We start from the raw sequence: 17,122 nt of genomic DNA on the forward strand, positions 1-17,122 counted from the left end.
TTCCTTAATTATTGTAAAATTCAATTAACAAACTAGAGGTGTTCGTTTATGACTATTAGCAACACTGGCAAAGCAACCAGTTCTCGGCAAAAGTATGCCAAGTCTCCAGGGGAAGCTATAGCAGCAGTTGAAAATCAACAAGACCAGAGCTTGAATGCAGATAAAGTCGAGGAAGTCAATGAACTGCCGGTGGGAGCTTCTGGAACACTCGCCATTTCTGGAATTCGTCCCATAGGCGCTAGCGACTTAGAAATTGCTGAAAAACTCTCAATTGCTGGGGTACGTCCCGTTAGCACCAGTAGTTTGGAAGTCGTTGAAACCTATAATGCAATGGGTATTCGTCCAATTGGTGCTAATACACTCCAAGTGGTTGAAAGTATTAATCTCTCTGGGATTCGTCCAATTGCCTCAAGTTCATTGGTAATTGATGAAAGCTATTCAACATTCGGGAACCGTCCGATAGCATCAAATGAGATTGACAATTCTGAAAGCCTGATGGGTTTTCTAGATTAAACAAAAAACATCCCCATAACTTTATTAACCCAGTTTCGTATGGAAAATGGGTTTTTTTATTTAAAAAGTAAAGATTACCATCTGTGACATTTGTTCTATGTCTTTTAGCATAGGTAACTAAACTCTGCTTACTTGAATTTATATTCAGTCAACACCCAGAATGCTTACTACAATTACCTTTCTTCATTTTTCATTTTTCATTTTTCATTTTTCATTTTTCATTGTTTAATATGTCTTGTGGTGGAAGGCTTTAGCAAAAACTTTAAGCTATTGTGTAAAAGTAATAACAAAAGATTTCAAAGTTAGTTTACAGCTTTGAAATTAACTTATCATAAAATAAGGAGTACCAAAATGAGCATAGAAGATCGCGCTAAAGCTGCTGCTAAAAATGTTGAAGGTAAAGCCCAAGAAGCATTAGGAAATGTCACTGGAGATCCAGAAGATAAAGCAGAAGGCAAAGCAAAGCAAGCTGAAAGCGAAGTACGTCATGGTATAGAAGATGTAAAAGATAATGTAAAGAAAAATATTGACTAATAATTCATACTTTATTTTGCATAAAATTGAGGAATATAAATAGGGTATATCCTAATTTGTGCAAAAAAATATGAGTTGTTCGAGAGCCAAGCTAAACTTTTTTCAGATTCCCTGAGCTAGGAATAGAAAATAGAATATTGCTTGATTGTTAGAATTTTTGTAGAGACGTAATTAATCACGTCTCTACAATTTTCAATAAAAAAATTAGAGAATCAAACTCTATTAAAAATTGAGGAATGTTAAATTTTTGGATAGTACTACAGCCGATTCAACATCCGCAAGTCGCAAGTAACTTCTAAATATTGAGTTGGCAAAATAAGTAATAAATAAGGTGGGTAATACCCACCTTTATTTTTTAGCTATCACAATAGAGATTAGGACTTATGCATCATACATATGTTCTATACAGAATTTGGGCTTTTGAGCCATACAGCAGTTCCCGCCATTTATTGTGAGGTACGTTCTCAGTCCTGAAAGGGTACAGGAGATAGCAAAGAGGGGAGAAACTGTACTTCATAACAGCAGGAAGCGCTGTATCTAACAACCAACACAGTAAATATGCGACCAAATCAGGGTTGTGTGTGATCAGCGCCGGAAACTTGAGCCGGAAACAAAAGCAGTAACAAAAAGCTACTAGCAAAGTCTAGGCTAACAAACTCAACCAATACATAATTCCATTTAGGTAAATAGAGTGGGCTATTGTACAAGGAGATGTGTGTCTTTGAAAAGATTGGTGAGGTGGATCGTTTGTTTGAGAAAATTATTAATTATACTAATTTGAAAAAAAAATGCGACAGATACATACTCCTAAACCTTTGTTATGTCTGGCTTTCTTAATGCATGAATTTTGAATTGGTATTACTTTTTCAATCATGTACATAGAGAAGCTTAGAATATGGATAAAAATTACTTAGTACAGCAATACGATAACCATAAAACACTTTTTCTCAAGGGCAGTCAAGAATACGATGCTAAGAGTAAAACAATATTTCATGAATACATCAATAAATTTGATATCCAAGGTAAAAGAGTTTTAGATATGGGATGTGCTGATGGTTTAGACTTGCTGATTCTCCAAAAACAAGGGGCTGATGTATTTGGAATTGATTCATCAACAGAAATGATACAGGAAGCTCAGAAATTATTTTCTCCTAATAAATTTTATACCTGTGATTTTACGCAAACACCCTTCCCCGATCATTATTTTGATATTGTTGTAAGCAAATGGGCATTTCAAACAGCAATTGATATTCAGAGTATTTATAAAGAAATTATCAGGATAACCAATGATAATGCTAGATTCATTTTTTTGGTAACTCATCCAATTCGTCAGTTTATTGAAAAAAGAGTTAGTCCTAAAGACTACTATCAACAAGAAATAGTGAAATCAGTTTTGTTTGATGGCGCTTTAGTTGTAGAGGAACCATCGCATACTTTTCAAGAATATTTTTCACCTATTTTTTTTAGTCAATTCCAAGTTTTGGAATATGCAGAAATTAATGATACAGGAACAGAGAGAATAAATGGTGATGTTTATCCTTCATTTTTCATTATTCATAGCGCAAAAAAATAGTAGATTAACGTGAGTTCAACGGGTCGAAAAAGGTACAAAAAAGGTTGAGACTGTATTTAGACAAAAATACTTATGATGTCTCAGCGGTTCATCAACGTAGTTACTTGGGCAACTTTGCTCAATCTGAAAATCATTTCAAATCTCAGGAATTGTAGTAATATACCACAGGCATTAACTATCTTCAGCAACATCTGATTGTTAGCGCTCTTAAATTCACAATCTATGAGAATATACCGTGAACCTAACTCTTTATTTCCTCCGTCACGGACAGACAGAATGCAGCCGTAACAATTCCTTTTGCGGTTCTATAAACTCAGAACTCACTCCAGAAGGCTTGGAGATGGCAAAAGCTTTTGCACAGACATATAGTTCTATGGATTGGACAGCAATATTTTGTAGTCCCACGCAGCGAACTGTATTGACAGCAAAACCTTTGTGTGAAGCAATAAAGATAGAACCACAACTTAGAGATGGTTTAAAGGAAATCAATTATGGCTTGTGGGAAGGAAAAACCCCAGAAGTAATTAGCCGTGAATATCACGATGATTATATTCGCTGGTCAGCAGATCCTGCTTGGAATGCGCCAAATGGTGGAGAAATGGCGGTTACAATTGCTTATCGCGCCTTGCAGGTAATTGAAGAAATCAAGCAAAATTATACTAGTGGCAATGTTTTATTGGTTTCCCACAAGGCAACTATCAGAATTATTCTGTGTAGTTTACTAGGGATTGATGTGGGACGCTTCCGTTTTCGTTTGGGATGCCCTGTTGGTTCGGTCAGTATTGTAGAATTTACCTCACATGGGCCCTTGTTAAAAGTTTTGGCAGACCGTAGGCATTTGGATGAGCGGTTGCTAAATTTACCGGGGACATGATGGAGTTAGGAGTTATTATTTTTCCCCTGCTTTCATTTATTCTCTGGCTCAGTATATTTGCATAAAACGTTTATCCCAATTTTCAAAATATATAACACGACAATTGTGGCGATCGCAGCATCAATTGGTATTCCATGTACTGCTGCAACCGCAACCAGTGAGCCAATGATACTATTGAGCAAAGAAGCACTACCGGGGTTATTAGTGTATTCTTTGAGTTTGCCCCGTAAACCATCATCACCACAGATTTCCGCGCGAATTTCATCGAGGGTGAGTTGCAACAGAGATTTTTTTCCCCTACTATAATTTGTTGTGCCGACTTTCTCTTGCCAGAGTGCATCAAAACTCGCTTCTAGATTGCCGTTGTGGTGCTGTAGGGTAGTAAGCGCTTTTTGCGCTGGGGTGTCGTTTGGGAGAAGTTGCTGAAATTCTTGGATTTCAACAGAGGTTAATTGGGGATTCATGCTATATCCTTAGTACGGGATAATTGGGATGCTCAGGATTGGGTACAAGTCGCTGATTCTTACAATCTACTAATAAATCGAGCGTTTCCAGTACTGTTTGCCCAATCAGCACAGTATTTCCTGTCACTAATGTAGCTTCAGTAGTTTCTCGCCCTTCTAATTCTATAATTACAGGTTCCATCACACCGATAGATTCTTCCATGCCGTTAGCATATTGAGCAATCTGCTGACCCCGAATCCTCAAACCTAACTGCTCTACAATTAATATTGGTAAAACTGTACGTACAGCTCCAGTATCTATAAGTGCTTCTGTTTCACAGACTCGCAGCATATTGGGGTTAAGCATTCCTCGACTCACAAGTGCTTCGTCTATGGCATTTGTCAGTTTAACTTTGATGCGAACTGCACCCATAGAATCATTGCTGGTATCATTAGAACGATTGAGGTTTACCATAATTTCTATCTCCTCAAAAATTATTTATGGAGAATTTGTTAATTCCTGAATCAACTGTTGAGGTGTAAGAATTCTGGGAGTAACAACTGAAAAATCTCTAGGGTTGCGAGTAATAATAGCATCTAAATGATTGAGTACCGCACTGCTGTATTGAATAGCGTCTTCAAAATCTCTAAAGTTAAGGTTTAGTGCCATGTTGATTGTAGTACTGTCTACGGTGGCCACTTGGCAGAAAGTAACTATTTCCCTCAAAAATTCAAGAGCTAAATTTCTATCTTTATCTTTACTGATGATGTAGTAAATGTCGCTAAAGGAAGATGCACAGATGTAGCCTTCTATCTGCCCCGCTTCAACAAATGATAGAACTGTCTCACTATTGCCAAAAAAAGGTTGTCGCTCAAGAGCAACATCGAGAATAACATTGCTGTCTAGGAGGACTTTCACAGATTATGTTTCTCCTTTAAAGCCTCCCATCTGGCTTGGTCTGGGTCAAAATCAGAAGGCGTAGGTTGTGTTTTTTCAAACCAGCCTTGCAAAGCTTTGATTTTTGTTTGTCTCTTCGGCTTTTCTGGCTGTGACTCAGTGGTAGTTTCTGTAGTAGTTTTCAAGGATGCAACTGGCTGCAAAATAATCACTTCCACTTTTCCAGGAGCAATATTTAGAGGTTCGTCAATAATTAAATGACCTGATTCATCAATTGTGGCGTTGAGCTTGTAGGCTTGCATACTTTTGCTCCTTTTTGTTTCTAGGATAGAACACTGCATAAATATTGCGTAAGCGTAACCCGCCGTAGATATCGCACTTCTGAATAACTACCTTGTTGTAATTAATACCAATTCTAGAAAAAATAAAACAGATGCGTAGGTTGGGGAGCCACTCATGTGGGCGGGTTTTCCGACTTGAGTGAAGTAGTGTTTGAACGGAGTGAAACCCAACAATTACAAGACTTTGAGGTGTTGGGTTTCGTCTTTTAACCCAACCTATATTCTATTTACCAAAATCGATATCTCCTAGAAAATTATCTAGAGAGAATTTATTAGTTCTTAAATCAACGATCGCAGTTATAAGTGAATGTCTTGTCGTCACCAACATTACAAGATTAAGCCTTAAGGTTACGACATTAAGGCTTAACGCTATAAGGTTAAGGCTTAACCTTACGACATTAAGCCTTAACATTACAACATTAATCACCAGCATCATAAGATTAAGGCTTAACATTACAACTTTTTGACAAAAGCTTATGCGATCGCTCTTTAGGGTAGTGCGCTTTGGGCGATCGCTAGCAATGCTTAAATAAAACTGATGAATGAGCAACACACCCTAGAAAACAATATTTTTTGTGCAAACTTAACGTAATAACTCTTTTAAAACCTTCTAAGTAGGCAGAAAATTCGACAAAATACTGACTAAATTTCCTAAAATTAAGCTACTAAAGTAAAAACCAACCCAAATAGAAAATGTTAACAAACTATATTCAAGCAGCTTTGCACCGAGCTACTTATGAACTTTTAGACGATGGCACTTTTTATGCAGAAATACCTGGGCTACAAGGATTATACGCCAATGCTCCGACACTTGAAGCTTGCCGAGATGAGTTAAAAGATTCTTTGGAAGAGTGGATTGTATTAGGGTTACAGTTAGGGCATAGTTTACCTGTACTAGATGGAATTTCCCTTTCTTTTAATAAGGATGTGGCTTAATGCCTGCTTTTGGAGCAATTAATCGACGGGATTTGATTTCTTGCCTGAAACAACTTGGTTTTGAGAGGCCATACTCAGGTAAAAAGCATCAATTTATGATTAAGGATGAACTGAGATTAATCATTCCTAATCAGCATGAAGGAGACATTAGCAAAGGTTGAGTAGCAAAAATATTAAAACAGGCACAAATCAGTAGAGATGAATGGGAAGCACTCTAAAAAATATTCTGCTTTTTACCATCTACGTCGATTTTCTCTTTGAGCTTGTAAGCTTATATAGTGTTATCTTCTACGACTCTGTTTCTAGCTCATCCCGCGCTGCCCAAATTGCCTCGCGCACATCTCCAGCACACTCTTCACCCGTCGCCTCGCGCCAAATGGCTTGAAATTGGCTTTCTCCCAAGAATTTAAGTATTCGTGCTAAATCATTAATATCCGAGCTAATCCAATCTTCCCTATACTCAAAATAAATTTTTAAAATACAAATAAAGATTTGCCAAGCTTGTACCTTATCTTCTTGGGCTTCTAAAACATTACTCCATTTAAATAATGCCATAGAAGCTTTGCGCCAATCATTGAGTTGTTGATAAATTTTAAATGCTTTTTGGTAATAATTAACAGCATCATTAAATTGCTTTTGTTTTTGGGCAACCATGCCTAATTGATGATAATCACTAGCAGCGTTGTATGAATCACCTAAATTTTCATAAATCTTTAAAGCTTTCAAATAATAGGCGTTTGCCTCATAAAACTGTGTTTGTTCCTGAGCAAGCATACCCAATTGATGATAGTCAGTAGCAGCGCTATGCCAATCTTCCATATCTTCATCAATCTTCATGGCACTAAGGTAATAAATACGTGCCTGATTAAATTGCCCATAATGCTGTGCTATTCTGCCTAATTGGTGATATTGATGAGCGGTGTTTTGCCAATCTCCTATATTTTGATAAATTTTTAAAGCTTTAAAGTAATAATCACGTGCCTGATCGAGTTGCTGTTGCGTTTGCGCTAACCTGCCCAGTTGATGATAAGCACCAGCAGCTTTATACAAATCCCCCACATTTTGATAAATTTTTAAGGCTTTAACATAATAATCAAGCGCCTGATCAAATTTATCCTGATTCTGTGCTAGTACACCTAAATTGTGATAAATACTAGCAGCCTTGTACAAATCTCCTGAATCTTCTCTAATCTTGAGAGCTTTTAGGTAAAAAGACTCTGCCTGATCAAACTGCTTTTGTTTCTCTGCTACATTGCCTAGATTGTTTAGTAAGATAGCAATTTTGTCATTGATTGAGTAATCATCTAAAGCTGCCAGTTCATCCAAAAGTTCTTGATAAATTTTTCTCGCAATTTCTAACTCGCTCTTTTGAACAGCTTCTTCTGCATTCGTATTACGCAGATATATCCAAAAATCAAAAGCATCTTGACCTTTTGCTTTTACATCTGCCAAAGTGATGCCAATCTGTTTTAACTCTCGATTTCGTAAACAATAAAATTCCGGGTTGCGCCCTGACCGCTTATATACCTCTCTCAACGCTTGCAAAATATATTGAGCACAAGCCCATTCTTTTTGTTGTTCAGCAAGGCGCAGGCTTTGTAAAAGATTTAGTTCTTCCACCTCAAGGATCAAGGTTGCTAAATTTGCATTATTCACAAGTTTTTCACGGAAATTGTTAGCAAAGAAAGCGTAGAAAATCAGCCACTTTTTTTCAAGTTTATTAATTACCTCTTGGGTAGCCATTGTGTTTAATTGCTGGCGCAGATACCAAGGTAGTGCTGGATGAATTTTGTAGATTGTTTGTCCCAAATCTTCTAAAATACCTGTGACACTAGCTTCGTTAAGAATTCTAATCCAATCTACTTTTTGCAAATTTTCACCAAAGACAACACAATATAACTGTCGAAAGTCATCTTCAAAATTTTCTGTCAAAGTTTGGAGCGTCGGTACAGCAACTCGCTCAGAAAACAGCGCCAAAAATGGTAAATGTCGTCGTGTACGTTCTGATAACTTCGCAAAGGAATAATCTAACGACACAGTGAGAGATTTTTCTCTTCCTTCTTCCTCTTGTCCCCTAAAAGTATCTAACCCCCGCCGCAACGCCTCAATTAACTGCACAGGTGTCTGCATCTTTAAATGCGGCAACACCACCCGCAAAGACAACGGATGTCCCCCCAACAATTTCAACAATTCCAAATACTCTGCTGGTAGGTTCTTTCTCTCCACACCCACCGTTTGCAAAATCTTCGCGGCTAACTCTTGGGCATCTGCTTGAGACAAGCCCCGCAAGTTGATTAAACTATACCCGCAATCTAACCAAGGTTCTTCGCGGCGACTAGTAATTAATATCCAAGATTTACCACCCCGTAGTTCCTTAAGAAACCGCTTCAGCTTATTTCTCTCTTCCCCACTTAATAATGGTTCATTCCCCGTAGGGAAACCGTTGACAGGTTCAAAGTTATCCCAAATCAACAAACAAGGATTAGTTTGCAGATATTGCCGCACCACCGCATCTTGCTGTTCTGGCATCATTTGGGAAAATCTCTCACCTCCTAACGCCCTACCAATTTGGTTAATTACCTGACTCAACCCCGCACCCTGTTCAAAGGAGGTGAAGAACATACCGCCTGTACGTCCTTGAGTGTCATCCAACCACCTGGCGAAACCTGCGGCTAACTCAGTTTTACCAACACCGCCCATTCCCTGCACTAGCACCAGATGATTTTGCCGAAATGCTCTCTCTAAACGCAAAATCTCATAATCTCGCCCAATAAAACCATAAGCACTTTCATCAGGTAAACCTATAGCTTTGCTACTTTCTGGGGTGTTGTCCGCTTGCGCCATTAAATCAGCAAAACTGGGTACTGTCTTTTGAGGAACAAAAGGCGTATAGGGTTCCTGCTGATACAACACCGGCACTAACCAATCTTGTAAAGGTAAATTTCCTTTGGGACTAGGGCGCATTTTGTCAATAGACATGGACTTACGCCCTGCTGCAACTGCTGTGGCGATACACTCTCCCCTGACTAATTCCCCATACAACCGCCCAATAAAGTGTTCTGCACCTTTGGCGTAAACTGAATACGCCATTGCTACCACACCCTTAGCCCCCAGTTTCACCAACTGTCCCGCGACAGAAGAAAAGGCTTCTTCCCCGACTTGTCCAGACTTGCAAGCATTCAGTACAAAAATCGGTACGCGACAATCTGTTAAATATTGGGCAATTTCCCTAGCGTTGACAGCTTGTTCATTCCCCTGTTCGTCCTCAAAGACTAAAACTCCCTGTGTCTCGCTGTCAAAATTCCCATGTCCATCAAAATGGACGATATGATAAAAACCCTTATTTGCTTGCAGTTCCGCTTCAAACTCTTTCAAGCTAGGGGGACGCAATACTTTTAGGTTGACTCGCTGACGTATTGGTTGCAACGCCGCCAGCAGGGGACGAGCAATGGTTTTAAACCCAACGTCTTGCTCATCGTCAGGACGGGCAATAACTAGTAAAATATTCAGTTGATCATTGGGCATGGGTGGCAATGGTGCTTTTACGCCCTGAGTGCTGAGACTGCGATACATCCCCGCTAGTGAAGGTGCAAGAAATTGATAGTCGGGGGAATACAGCAATTCCCAAGGTAAATTCAGCACGTTGGCGTTATCGGAAATGATGGCCAGCTCGCATTTATCAAGTCCGTCTCGTGTGGCTTCTTGAAAAAACTCTCTTCCTTTCTCTGTGCTGCGAAATACTAGCTCAAATAAATGTTGTCCCCACTGCTGTAATTTTTGTTCGATTTTTGCAGCGTTATCAGGAAAAATACCGTAAGGAAACTGTAAATAATCTTCCAAATACCAGCGCAATTCAGCTGCGTTTTCTTCATCGAAGGGTTGCTGAAATAGGACTTCTGGTGCAAGGCGTGGACTTTCATATCCGCGTTGCCAGGAAAGTTGGATTGTTTTGCCTTGATGTGTGATTCGCAACCAATTTGTTGCCATTGTTGCTGTGCTGGTTACTGGGTAATTTGATGCTAGCTTAATTTGAGGAATTCACGCACAGACGCAGAGAGAAGTCGGAGCGGCGGCTACCCTGTGGGAATGCCAAAGGCGAACTAGCAGTAGACGCACGGCTTGTCGTCAAACATCTGAACTTCTCCTGTCAAAGATGCTACGCGAACGGTGGGCGCAGAGAGGATAAGCAGTTTTTATGGTTTTAACTCAGTACAAGTAGGGGGTAAGGCAGAAGGCATTTACACAAAATTAACTTGACAAATTGCTTGTTTTATGGGGTTGTAAACTACTTTTATGGCTGCTTTATGTTCCGACCTTAAGGGAAAAGGGCATTCTATGTAAAGACAAGTAACTTTGATATCAAGCAGCCACTAAACGGATGATTCAACAAAAATCGCCTATATTCCCTCATGCGCTAAGGCAAATCGGAGGCACTGTTGTTTTGGCGATCGCTTACTATGAAATGGCTGAAATTTCACGTTATCTTGCCTCCACACCTCAGAATGTGACTCCAGTTTGGCCCCCAGATGGAATTGCTGCTGGGGCTGTGCTGTTGTTTGGGAACTGGATCGGGTACGGTGTTTTGCTCGGTTCATTTCTCGCCAACTTCTGGGCGTTCCGAGATCCAACAAGTTTCTTATCCTTGGTGATTTCAACGCTGCCAGTTCTGGGAATTGCGATCGGAACAACTCTAGGGACTTTGTTGGGTGGCTTCCTGCTGCGGAAAACTACCAACCTTCGCTATCCCTTAGAACGTGTCACCGACGTGTTCAAATTTTTGATCTTAACCGACATGGTGGGGCCGAGTATCAATGCAACTGTTGGAGTGGCTTGCTTGGCATTGAGTGGTAAAGTTCCCTGGACAGCGTATGGGACAGTTTGGTTAACTTGGTGGATTTCTAATGTTTCCGGAATTTTTATCATCACCCCGATTCTGCTTAGTTGGGGGCAATTCATTCAAAAAAACCAACATCCAATCTGGCAATGGTTATCCCTCAGTTCAACGTCAGAGGATTGTGAAAATCTCTCTTATATTCGACACTCAAGAGCTGACTTACGCCGTTTGAGATTCTGGTTAATCGTAGTAGAGCCAGTTATCTTGATGGGGTTGGTAATTCTCATCGGCAAAGTTGCTTTTGGTGAGGGATATCATCTGGAGTATATGTTGATTCCGATGTTGATCTGGTCTGCCTTTCGACTGGGGCAACCGGGTGCAACGCTGTTCACTTTTATTGTGGCTGCGATCGCTGTAATCGCAACCGTTAATGGCAAAGGTGGTTTTGTGAGTCAGGATCTCAACCAATCTTTGATCCAACTGCAATCGTTTATTGGCGTGATTACACTCACCATTCTGGTGCTGACAGCGACGATCGCAGAACGAACACAAGCCGAAACCAAGCTGCGTTTAGCTTTTGCCGAATTAGCTAGAACCAACGAAACTCTAGAAGTTCGAGTTCAGCAGAGAACTGAAGAATTGAATGAAAAGAATACGACTCTTCAGCAAACCCTACAAACGCTTAAACAAACTCAATTACAGATGCTTCACAGTGAAAAAATGTCTGCATTGGGACAGATGGTGGCAGGGGTTGCCCATGAAATTAATAACCCAGTTAGTTTCATTCATGGCAACTTAATTCATCTTTCTGAATATATCCAAGATTTGCTGAGAGCATTGCAAGCTTATCAACAGCACTATCCAAATCCACCTCAAGCTCTGCACGCAGAATTGGATAAACTTGACCTGGACTTTTTACGGTCAGATATAACCAAGATGCTTGAGTCTATGCAAATCGGTACTGAGCGCATCTCTACTATTGTGTTATCGCTGCGGAACTTCTCACGCTTGGATGAAGCAGAATTGAAAGCGGTAGACATTCATCAAGGGATTGATAGTACCTTAGTGATTTTGCAATATCGATTGCAAGCGACAGCCAATCGCCCACAGATCCAGGTTATTAAAGAGTATGGTCAGTTACCACTGATTGAATGTGATGCTGGTTCGCTTAATCAAGTGTTTATGAGTCTTTTGAGCAATGCTGTTGATGCATTAGAAGCATCTAATCAGGGGCGTTCGTTTCAAGACATTTCAGCTAACCTCAATACCATCTGGATTCAGACTTGTCAAATTGATACAAACCAAGTGATGATTATAATTTCTGACAATGGAGTAGGCATTCCAGAAGAGATTTGCTCTAAACTATTTGATCCTTTCTTCACCACCAAGCCCGTTGGTAAAGGCACTGGTCTGGGTTTGTTTATGAGCTATCAAATTGTAACCGAGAAGCATGGCGGTAATCTTTGGTGTGACTCCACACTGGGGCAAAGCACCAAGTTTGTGATTGAGATTCCTGTAAAAGCTAAGAGGATTGCTTGAGTAACCCTGTCTTGTCACTAAGCGGCAGAGGAAAAATAGAAATCAGGGTGAGTCAGGTGTAGAGTGCAAATTAACCAAGTTGCTAGTTGTTAAATTCTGATCTTTTTGATGGCTTCTTAAGAAAAGCCCAATTGCAGACAGACATCATTGCTTCACTTATCTTCTATTTTCCGACAACTCTAGTGCAAATACAGCGATAATTTACTCAAATCATCACCGAGTTGTTTTATGCTGCCAGTTATTGAGACTATCGAATTACGTCAAATGGCTTCGGGCGATCGCCTATCCTTACAACTATACAAATTCATCGGCGCTCAACCTGGTAAAAAGGTTTACATTCAATCTAATCTCCACGGTGCAGAAATTGCTGGTAATGCCGTTATTCACCAGCTAATTGAGTTTTTATTAACAATAAATGATACAGATTTAACTGGAGAAATTTGGCTAGTTCCCGTTTGTAATCCAATGGGGACGAATGAACGCGCTCATCATTTTTCTCCTGGACGTTACTGCGTTTACGAAGCCAAAGACTGGAATCGCATATTTTGGGATTACGAGAAAGAAGCTGATGATTTAGTAGCTTTTACTAAATCTCAACTTCATATCGATCTAAAGGTCGTTCGACAAAATTATCTAACTATAATTAAGCAACAATTTGTGAAAATTTTAGAAAAAATTAATTCTCCTAGTGCAGTGCCCTACACTGAGTTTTTTGGCTACAAGCTACAAAATCTAAGTTTAGATGCAGACTACTTAATTGATTTACATAGTTCTACAAATCAAGCTTTAGACTACGTTTATTACTTCCGAAATCGAGAAGACAGTGCAAAATACTTCCTACTTGATTTCGGAATCTTACTTGATAAATACGATGGAGATGCTTTTGATGAAGCTTTTATCAAACCTTGGTTAGCACTAGAAGCTTGTTTTCAAGAGTTTGATAGGGAAATCAAGTTTGATGTGGAAGCTTGGACACTGGAATTAGGCTCAGGAATGCAAATGAACCCTGATTCAGTTGCTAAAGGTGTACGGGGTGTAAAAAATTATTTAGTGCAAAAAGGTGTACTGCAAAGTCATAATTTATCGGATAACACAAAAACCCATGAAATGATTTTTGCATCTAGCAGCAACCGGAAAAAATATTATGCGATCACAGGGGGTATGATTCAATCCAGAATCGAATTAGGTACTAAAGTCAAAGTTGGAGAAAAACTGTATCAAATTCTCAGTTTTAATAAAGAAGGTAAGCTACCTAGTGTAATTGATGTCTGCGCTCAACAGGATGGATTGGTTTATGATGTCGCAACCAATCAAGCTGTGAATGAAGGTGAGTTTGTATTGGGAATTGTTAGTTAGGGGATAGCAGTTCGTAATTAAGATATTTTGCTATACGGATCGCATCACTCAATGAAAGATCAGTGTTGTCGCAAGGCAATATTTACAAAACTAATATTGACAAAAATGCACATCAATGTATAAAGAAATTGAAACGCTTTCGATGGTAAATGGAGGTTTTTCTGGTGAATTTGGCGACAATTTCCTGGAATTGTAGTTTATGCGTAAGTATATAAATATATCCTGGTATTTACGTTGAGCTAAATTGTGTATGGCAGTCATCACGATTCGGGAAAAGCAGCCAACAGAGACAGGTTTTGCCGCAAGTTTGATTTTTGACGGTGGCGAATACCCAATCAACATTACTGACCCTTTTACACCCCAGCAAGAACAGCAACTCGAATGGTATTTTGAGGAATGGCTGACTTACCCGATGCTAAACGGGAAGAAAGCGGAAGCGGCGAAAATGAGCGTTGCTAGTTACGGAGAAAGTTTATTTAACCAGGTTTTTAAGGCTGATATTGATGCATATAGTCATTATCGCGGACTACGGGGAAATCTGAAGCAGGTAAAAATTGAGATAGTGGGTAATAGTCCCGAATTTCACGCGCTGCACTGGGAAGCTATGCGGGATAAAGATTTACCGCGACCTTTGGGTGTGGATTGCGTAATGGTACGGAAGCGCCTTGATAAAGCAGCATCAGTAGCGGCGAATATGGCAGAATCGGCGGTAATTAACTTGTTGGTGGTAATTGCCCGACCGGATGAGGAGCATGATGTAGGTTATCGTACCATTGCTCGTCCGTTGATTGAGGTGATTCAAAATAGTCAATTGGCTGTAAATATTGACTTATTGCGTCCGGGAACATACAAAAGTTTAGAACGACATTTAGAGGCCAAGGGTGCGGGATATTACCATATCATCCATTTTGACTGTCACGGGGCGTTGATGGGTTATGCAGATATTCAAGAAGGAGTGAAACGCAACTGATATACCTATCAAGCTAGGTGGGGACGGGAAGATATTCAACCTTATGAGGGGGTAAAAGCATTTTTGTTTTTGGATGGGGAAAGTAAGGGAAAAGCCGATCCCGTAGAGGCGGGAGAATTAGCAGATTTATTGACGGGGAAGGGGATTCCTGTTTGTATTCTCAATGCTTGTCAGTCGGGGAAGCAGGTACGAGGAAATGAGAAAGATGGGGAAAATAACGAAAATTCCCGTGAGACGAGTTTGGGTAGTCGGTTGATGACTGCGGGAATGCAAATGGTAGTCGCAATGGGTTATTCGGTAACTGTTTCAGCTGCACGGTTGATGATGGAACAGGTTTATAAAAACTTGTTTGGGGGGAAGGAGATAACCGAAGCGATCCGGTTGGGGAGAAGGGAGTTATTTAATAATAAGACGCGGAAAGCTTATTTTAATACCGATATTGATTTGGAAGATTGGCTTTTGCCTGTAGCTTATAGTAACCAACAGGTGAATTTAAATTTGCGGAAATTTAGAGAAGAAGAAGAAGAAGAAGAGTATTTTGAAAAATTGGGTAATTTATATCAATATACGCCGCCTGAATATGGATTTATCGGGCGAGATTTGGAGATTTTGAAGATAGAGAAGGCTTTATTTCGTCATAATATTTTGCTGTTGCAAGGAATGGGAGGAACCGGGAAAACTACGCTGTTAAATTATTTACGTAGTTGGTGGCAGACGACGAACTTTGCACCGGAGATATTTTATTTTGGTTATGATGAAAGGGCTTGGACGCTGACACAGATTTTATTTGAGATTGGCAAGCGGGTATATAAAAAGTTTGAGTTTGCGAATTTTCAAGCGATGAGTTTAACTGCTCAAATGCAGAAACTTCTGGCTAAATTACGGTCAGAATCTCATATTTTAATATTGGATAATTTAGAGTCGGTGACGGGACAAGCTTTAGCGATTCAAAATACCTTACGGTCAGCCGAGCAAAAGCAACTGCAAGATTTTTTGACGCAGTTGGTAGGGGGAGAAACGCGGGTAATTTTAGGCTCTCGCAGTGATGAAAGTTGGTTGCAAGGGACTTTTAAGCAGAATACTTATAAATTACAAGGATTGGATGCAGAAGCGAGGACGGAGTTATCAAATAAGATTTTAGAGCGGAATGTGGGGGATGAAAAGAAGATAGCCAAGATTCGGGAAGATGGGGATTTTCAGAAATTGATGAAGGTGTTAGCGGGGTATCCGTTGGCGATGGAAGTGGTGTTAGCGAATTTGAAAAATTTGTCATCCCAGAAAATTTTGGCAAAGTTGGCAGCAGCAGATATTAATTTAGATACGGGAAGTGAAGATAAAACCCAGAGTATTCTCAAATGTGTGGAATATTCTCATAGTAATTTGTCGCCGGATGCTCAGAAATTATTATTGTGTTTGGCTCCTTTTAGTGGGTTTATTGATAGGAGCTATATTCCTAATTATGCCAAGGAATTACAGAAGTTAGAGCCGTTTAAAGATTATGATTTTGATAAGTTTGATGGGGCAATTCAAGAAGCGATAAATTGGGGTTTGCTTTCTGATATTTCCTCTAACCCCTCTCCTGCGAGGAGAGGGGAAGAAAGATTACTACAAATTCAACCTGTTTTTCCCTTCTTTCTGAAAGCAAAATTAGCAGAACTAGATGCAGCTACCCGCGAAGCATTACGAGAGGGTTTTATAAACCACTATATCGGGTTAGCTAGTTTGTACAATCGCTACATGGAATCGAAGGAACCGCAAGAACGGCAGATCGGGATTTTCTTTTGTCGACTGGAGTATGAAAATTTATATAATGCCTTGCAAATTTGTTTAGAGAAACAGGGAAATTTGGATATTTTCTTTTGCTTATTTCAATTATTATACTTAAATCAAGATATTCAAAATGCGTTGAATTTATCTGAATTCGTATCTCGTCTCCAAGAAGCCTATCCAGATGAACTTAAGACAGGTGATATAGGTTATAAAATGACAATGGTGCTAGATAGATTAGCTTACTGTTACATGGCTACAAAAAACTATCTGCAAGCTAAAGATACATATCAAAAAAGTATCGCAGTAAGTCAAAAACTCAGTGGTGTCTCAGAAAGAGAGAATCAATTAGGATTAGCTAGCACTTACCACCAGTTGGGAATCGTTGCCCAAGATTTGCGGGAATACCACCAGGCACGGGATTATTATCAACAAGCCCTGGAAATATTTATCGAATTTGGCGATCGCAACTCCTGTGCTAGGACTTACCACCAGTTGGGAAGCGTTGCCCAAGATTTGCGGGAATACCACCAGGCACGAGATT

Annotated in this window: 14 protein-coding genes; 9 read left to right on the top strand and 5 right to left on the bottom strand. The window is 39.7% G+C overall.

Features of this window, described 5'->3' with window-relative positions:
• Positions 1–48: 48 nt before the first annotated feature.
• The 4 genes from V7K56_RS08165 to V7K56_RS08180 all read left to right on the top strand — a co-directional run bounded on the left by V7K56_RS08165 (position 49) and on the right by V7K56_RS08180 (position 3,494).
• Positions 49–513, top strand: a complete 465-nt coding sequence (locus tag V7K56_RS08165) for a hypothetical protein (RefSeq protein ID WP_334909319.1) — start codon at positions 49–51, stop codon at positions 511–513.
• Between the two features lie 351 nt (positions 514–864).
• Positions 865–1,047, top strand: coding sequence for a CsbD family protein (locus V7K56_RS08170; protein WP_100900626.1), 183 nt, complete (start codon positions 865–867; stop codon positions 1,045–1,047).
• 895 nt (positions 1,048–1,942) lie between these two features.
• Positions 1,943–2,620, top strand: coding sequence for a class I SAM-dependent methyltransferase (locus tag V7K56_RS08175; RefSeq protein ID WP_334909321.1), 678 nt, complete (start codon positions 1,943–1,945; stop codon positions 2,618–2,620).
• Between the two features lie 235 nt (positions 2,621–2,855).
• On the top strand, positions 2,856–3,494 hold the full coding sequence (locus V7K56_RS08180; RefSeq protein ID WP_334909323.1) for a histidine phosphatase family protein: 639 nt from the start codon (positions 2,856–2,858) through the stop codon (positions 3,492–3,494).
• Positions 3,495–3,526: 32 nt separating this feature from the next.
• On the opposite strand, the gene V7K56_RS08185 is transcribed toward V7K56_RS08180, so the two are convergent.
• The 4 genes from V7K56_RS08185 to V7K56_RS08200 are packed head-to-tail and all read right to left on the bottom strand — an operon-like array spanning position 3,527 to position 5,137.
• Positions 3,527–3,958, bottom strand: coding sequence for a hypothetical protein (locus V7K56_RS08185; protein WP_334909325.1), 432 nt, complete (start codon positions 3,956–3,958; stop codon positions 3,527–3,529).
• Between the two features lies 1 nt (position 3,959).
• On the bottom strand, positions 3,960–4,412 hold the full coding sequence (locus V7K56_RS08190) for a clan AA aspartic protease (protein WP_334909327.1): 453 nt from the start codon (positions 4,410–4,412) through the stop codon (positions 3,960–3,962).
• Between the two features lie 24 nt (positions 4,413–4,436).
• Entirely contained in the window at positions 4,437–4,856 is a 420-nt protein-coding gene (locus V7K56_RS08195; protein WP_334909329.1) for a type II toxin-antitoxin system VapC family toxin, read from the bottom strand.
• The gene (locus tag V7K56_RS08200; RefSeq protein WP_334909331.1) at positions 4,853–5,137 is read right to left on the bottom strand and encodes a hypothetical protein; all 285 of its coding nucleotides are present in this window, start codon (positions 5,135–5,137) and stop codon (positions 4,853–4,855) included. Before V7K56_RS08200 ends, V7K56_RS08195 begins: the two co-directional genes overlap by 4 nt.
• A gap of 732 nt (positions 5,138–5,869) precedes the next feature.
• Between V7K56_RS08200 and V7K56_RS08205 the strand changes: the two genes are divergently transcribed.
• Positions 5,870–6,112 (top strand): type II toxin-antitoxin system HicB family antitoxin, encoded by a 243-nt coding sequence (locus V7K56_RS08205; protein ID WP_334909333.1) that lies wholly within the window; start codon positions 5,870–5,872, stop codon positions 6,110–6,112.
• Between the two features lie 288 nt (positions 6,113–6,400).
• Here V7K56_RS08205 and V7K56_RS08210 read toward each other — a convergent pair whose 3' ends face one another.
• Complete coding sequence (locus V7K56_RS08210; RefSeq protein ID WP_334909335.1) at positions 6,401–10,099, bottom strand: tetratricopeptide repeat protein; 3,699 nt, start codon at positions 10,097–10,099, stop codon at positions 6,401–6,403.
• A 391-nt stretch (positions 10,100–10,490) separates the two neighbouring features.
• Between V7K56_RS08210 and V7K56_RS08215 the strand changes: the two genes are divergently transcribed.
• From V7K56_RS08215 to V7K56_RS08230, 4 genes are all read left to right on the top strand, one after another.
• Complete coding sequence (locus V7K56_RS08215; protein WP_334909337.1) at positions 10,491–12,485, top strand: MASE1 domain-containing protein; 1,995 nt, start codon at positions 10,491–10,493, stop codon at positions 12,483–12,485.
• Between the two features lie 228 nt (positions 12,486–12,713).
• Positions 12,714–13,841, top strand: a complete 1,128-nt coding sequence (locus V7K56_RS08220; RefSeq protein ID WP_334909339.1) for a succinylglutamate desuccinylase/aspartoacylase family protein — start codon at positions 12,714–12,716, stop codon at positions 13,839–13,841.
• 250 nt (positions 13,842–14,091) lie between these two features.
• Positions 14,092–14,811 (top strand): hypothetical protein, encoded by a 720-nt coding sequence (locus V7K56_RS08225; protein WP_334909340.1) that lies wholly within the window; start codon positions 14,092–14,094, stop codon positions 14,809–14,811.
• A gap of 69 nt (positions 14,812–14,880) precedes the next feature.
• The coding region (locus tag V7K56_RS08230; protein ID WP_334909342.1) for a tetratricopeptide repeat protein at positions 14,881–17,122 on the top strand (2,242 nt) is incomplete at its 3' end.

The organism is Nostoc sp. (assembly GCF_036917535.1).
In the GTDB taxonomy this organism is placed as follows: Bacteria; Cyanobacteriota; Cyanobacteriia; order Cyanobacteriales; family Nostocaceae; genus Nostoc.

Excerpts from the sequence above, each read along its gene's own strand:
- V7K56_RS08165 (WP_334909319.1), top strand. The coding sequence starts at position 49 with ATGACTATTAGCAACACTGGCAAAGCAACCAGTTCTCGGCAAAAGTAT.
- V7K56_RS08170 (WP_100900626.1), top strand. The coding sequence starts at position 865 with ATGAGCATAGAAGATCGCGCTAAAGCTGCTGCTAAAAATGTTGAAGGT.
- V7K56_RS08175 (WP_334909321.1), top strand. The coding sequence starts at position 1,943 with ATGGATAAAAATTACTTAGTACAGCAATACGATAACCATAAAACACTT.
- V7K56_RS08185 (WP_334909325.1), bottom strand. The coding sequence starts at position 3,958 with ATGAATCCCCAATTAACCTCTGTTGAAATCCAAGAATTTCAGCAACTT.
- V7K56_RS08190 (WP_334909327.1), bottom strand. The coding sequence starts at position 4,412 with ATGGTAAACCTCAATCGTTCTAATGATACCAGCAATGATTCTATGGGT.
- V7K56_RS08200 (WP_334909331.1), bottom strand. The coding sequence starts at position 5,137 with ATGCAAGCCTACAAGCTCAACGCCACAATTGATGAATCAGGTCATTTA.
- V7K56_RS08205 (WP_334909333.1), top strand. The coding sequence starts at position 5,870 with ATGTTAACAAACTATATTCAAGCAGCTTTGCACCGAGCTACTTATGAA.
- V7K56_RS08210 (WP_334909335.1), bottom strand. The coding sequence starts at position 10,099 with ATGGCAACAAATTGGTTGCGAATCACACATCAAGGCAAAACAATCCAA.
- V7K56_RS08215 (WP_334909337.1), top strand. The coding sequence starts at position 10,491 with ATGATTCAACAAAAATCGCCTATATTCCCTCATGCGCTAAGGCAAATC.
- V7K56_RS08220 (WP_334909339.1), top strand. The coding sequence starts at position 12,714 with ATGCTGCCAGTTATTGAGACTATCGAATTACGTCAAATGGCTTCGGGC.
- V7K56_RS08225 (WP_334909340.1), top strand. The coding sequence starts at position 14,092 with ATGGCAGTCATCACGATTCGGGAAAAGCAGCCAACAGAGACAGGTTTT.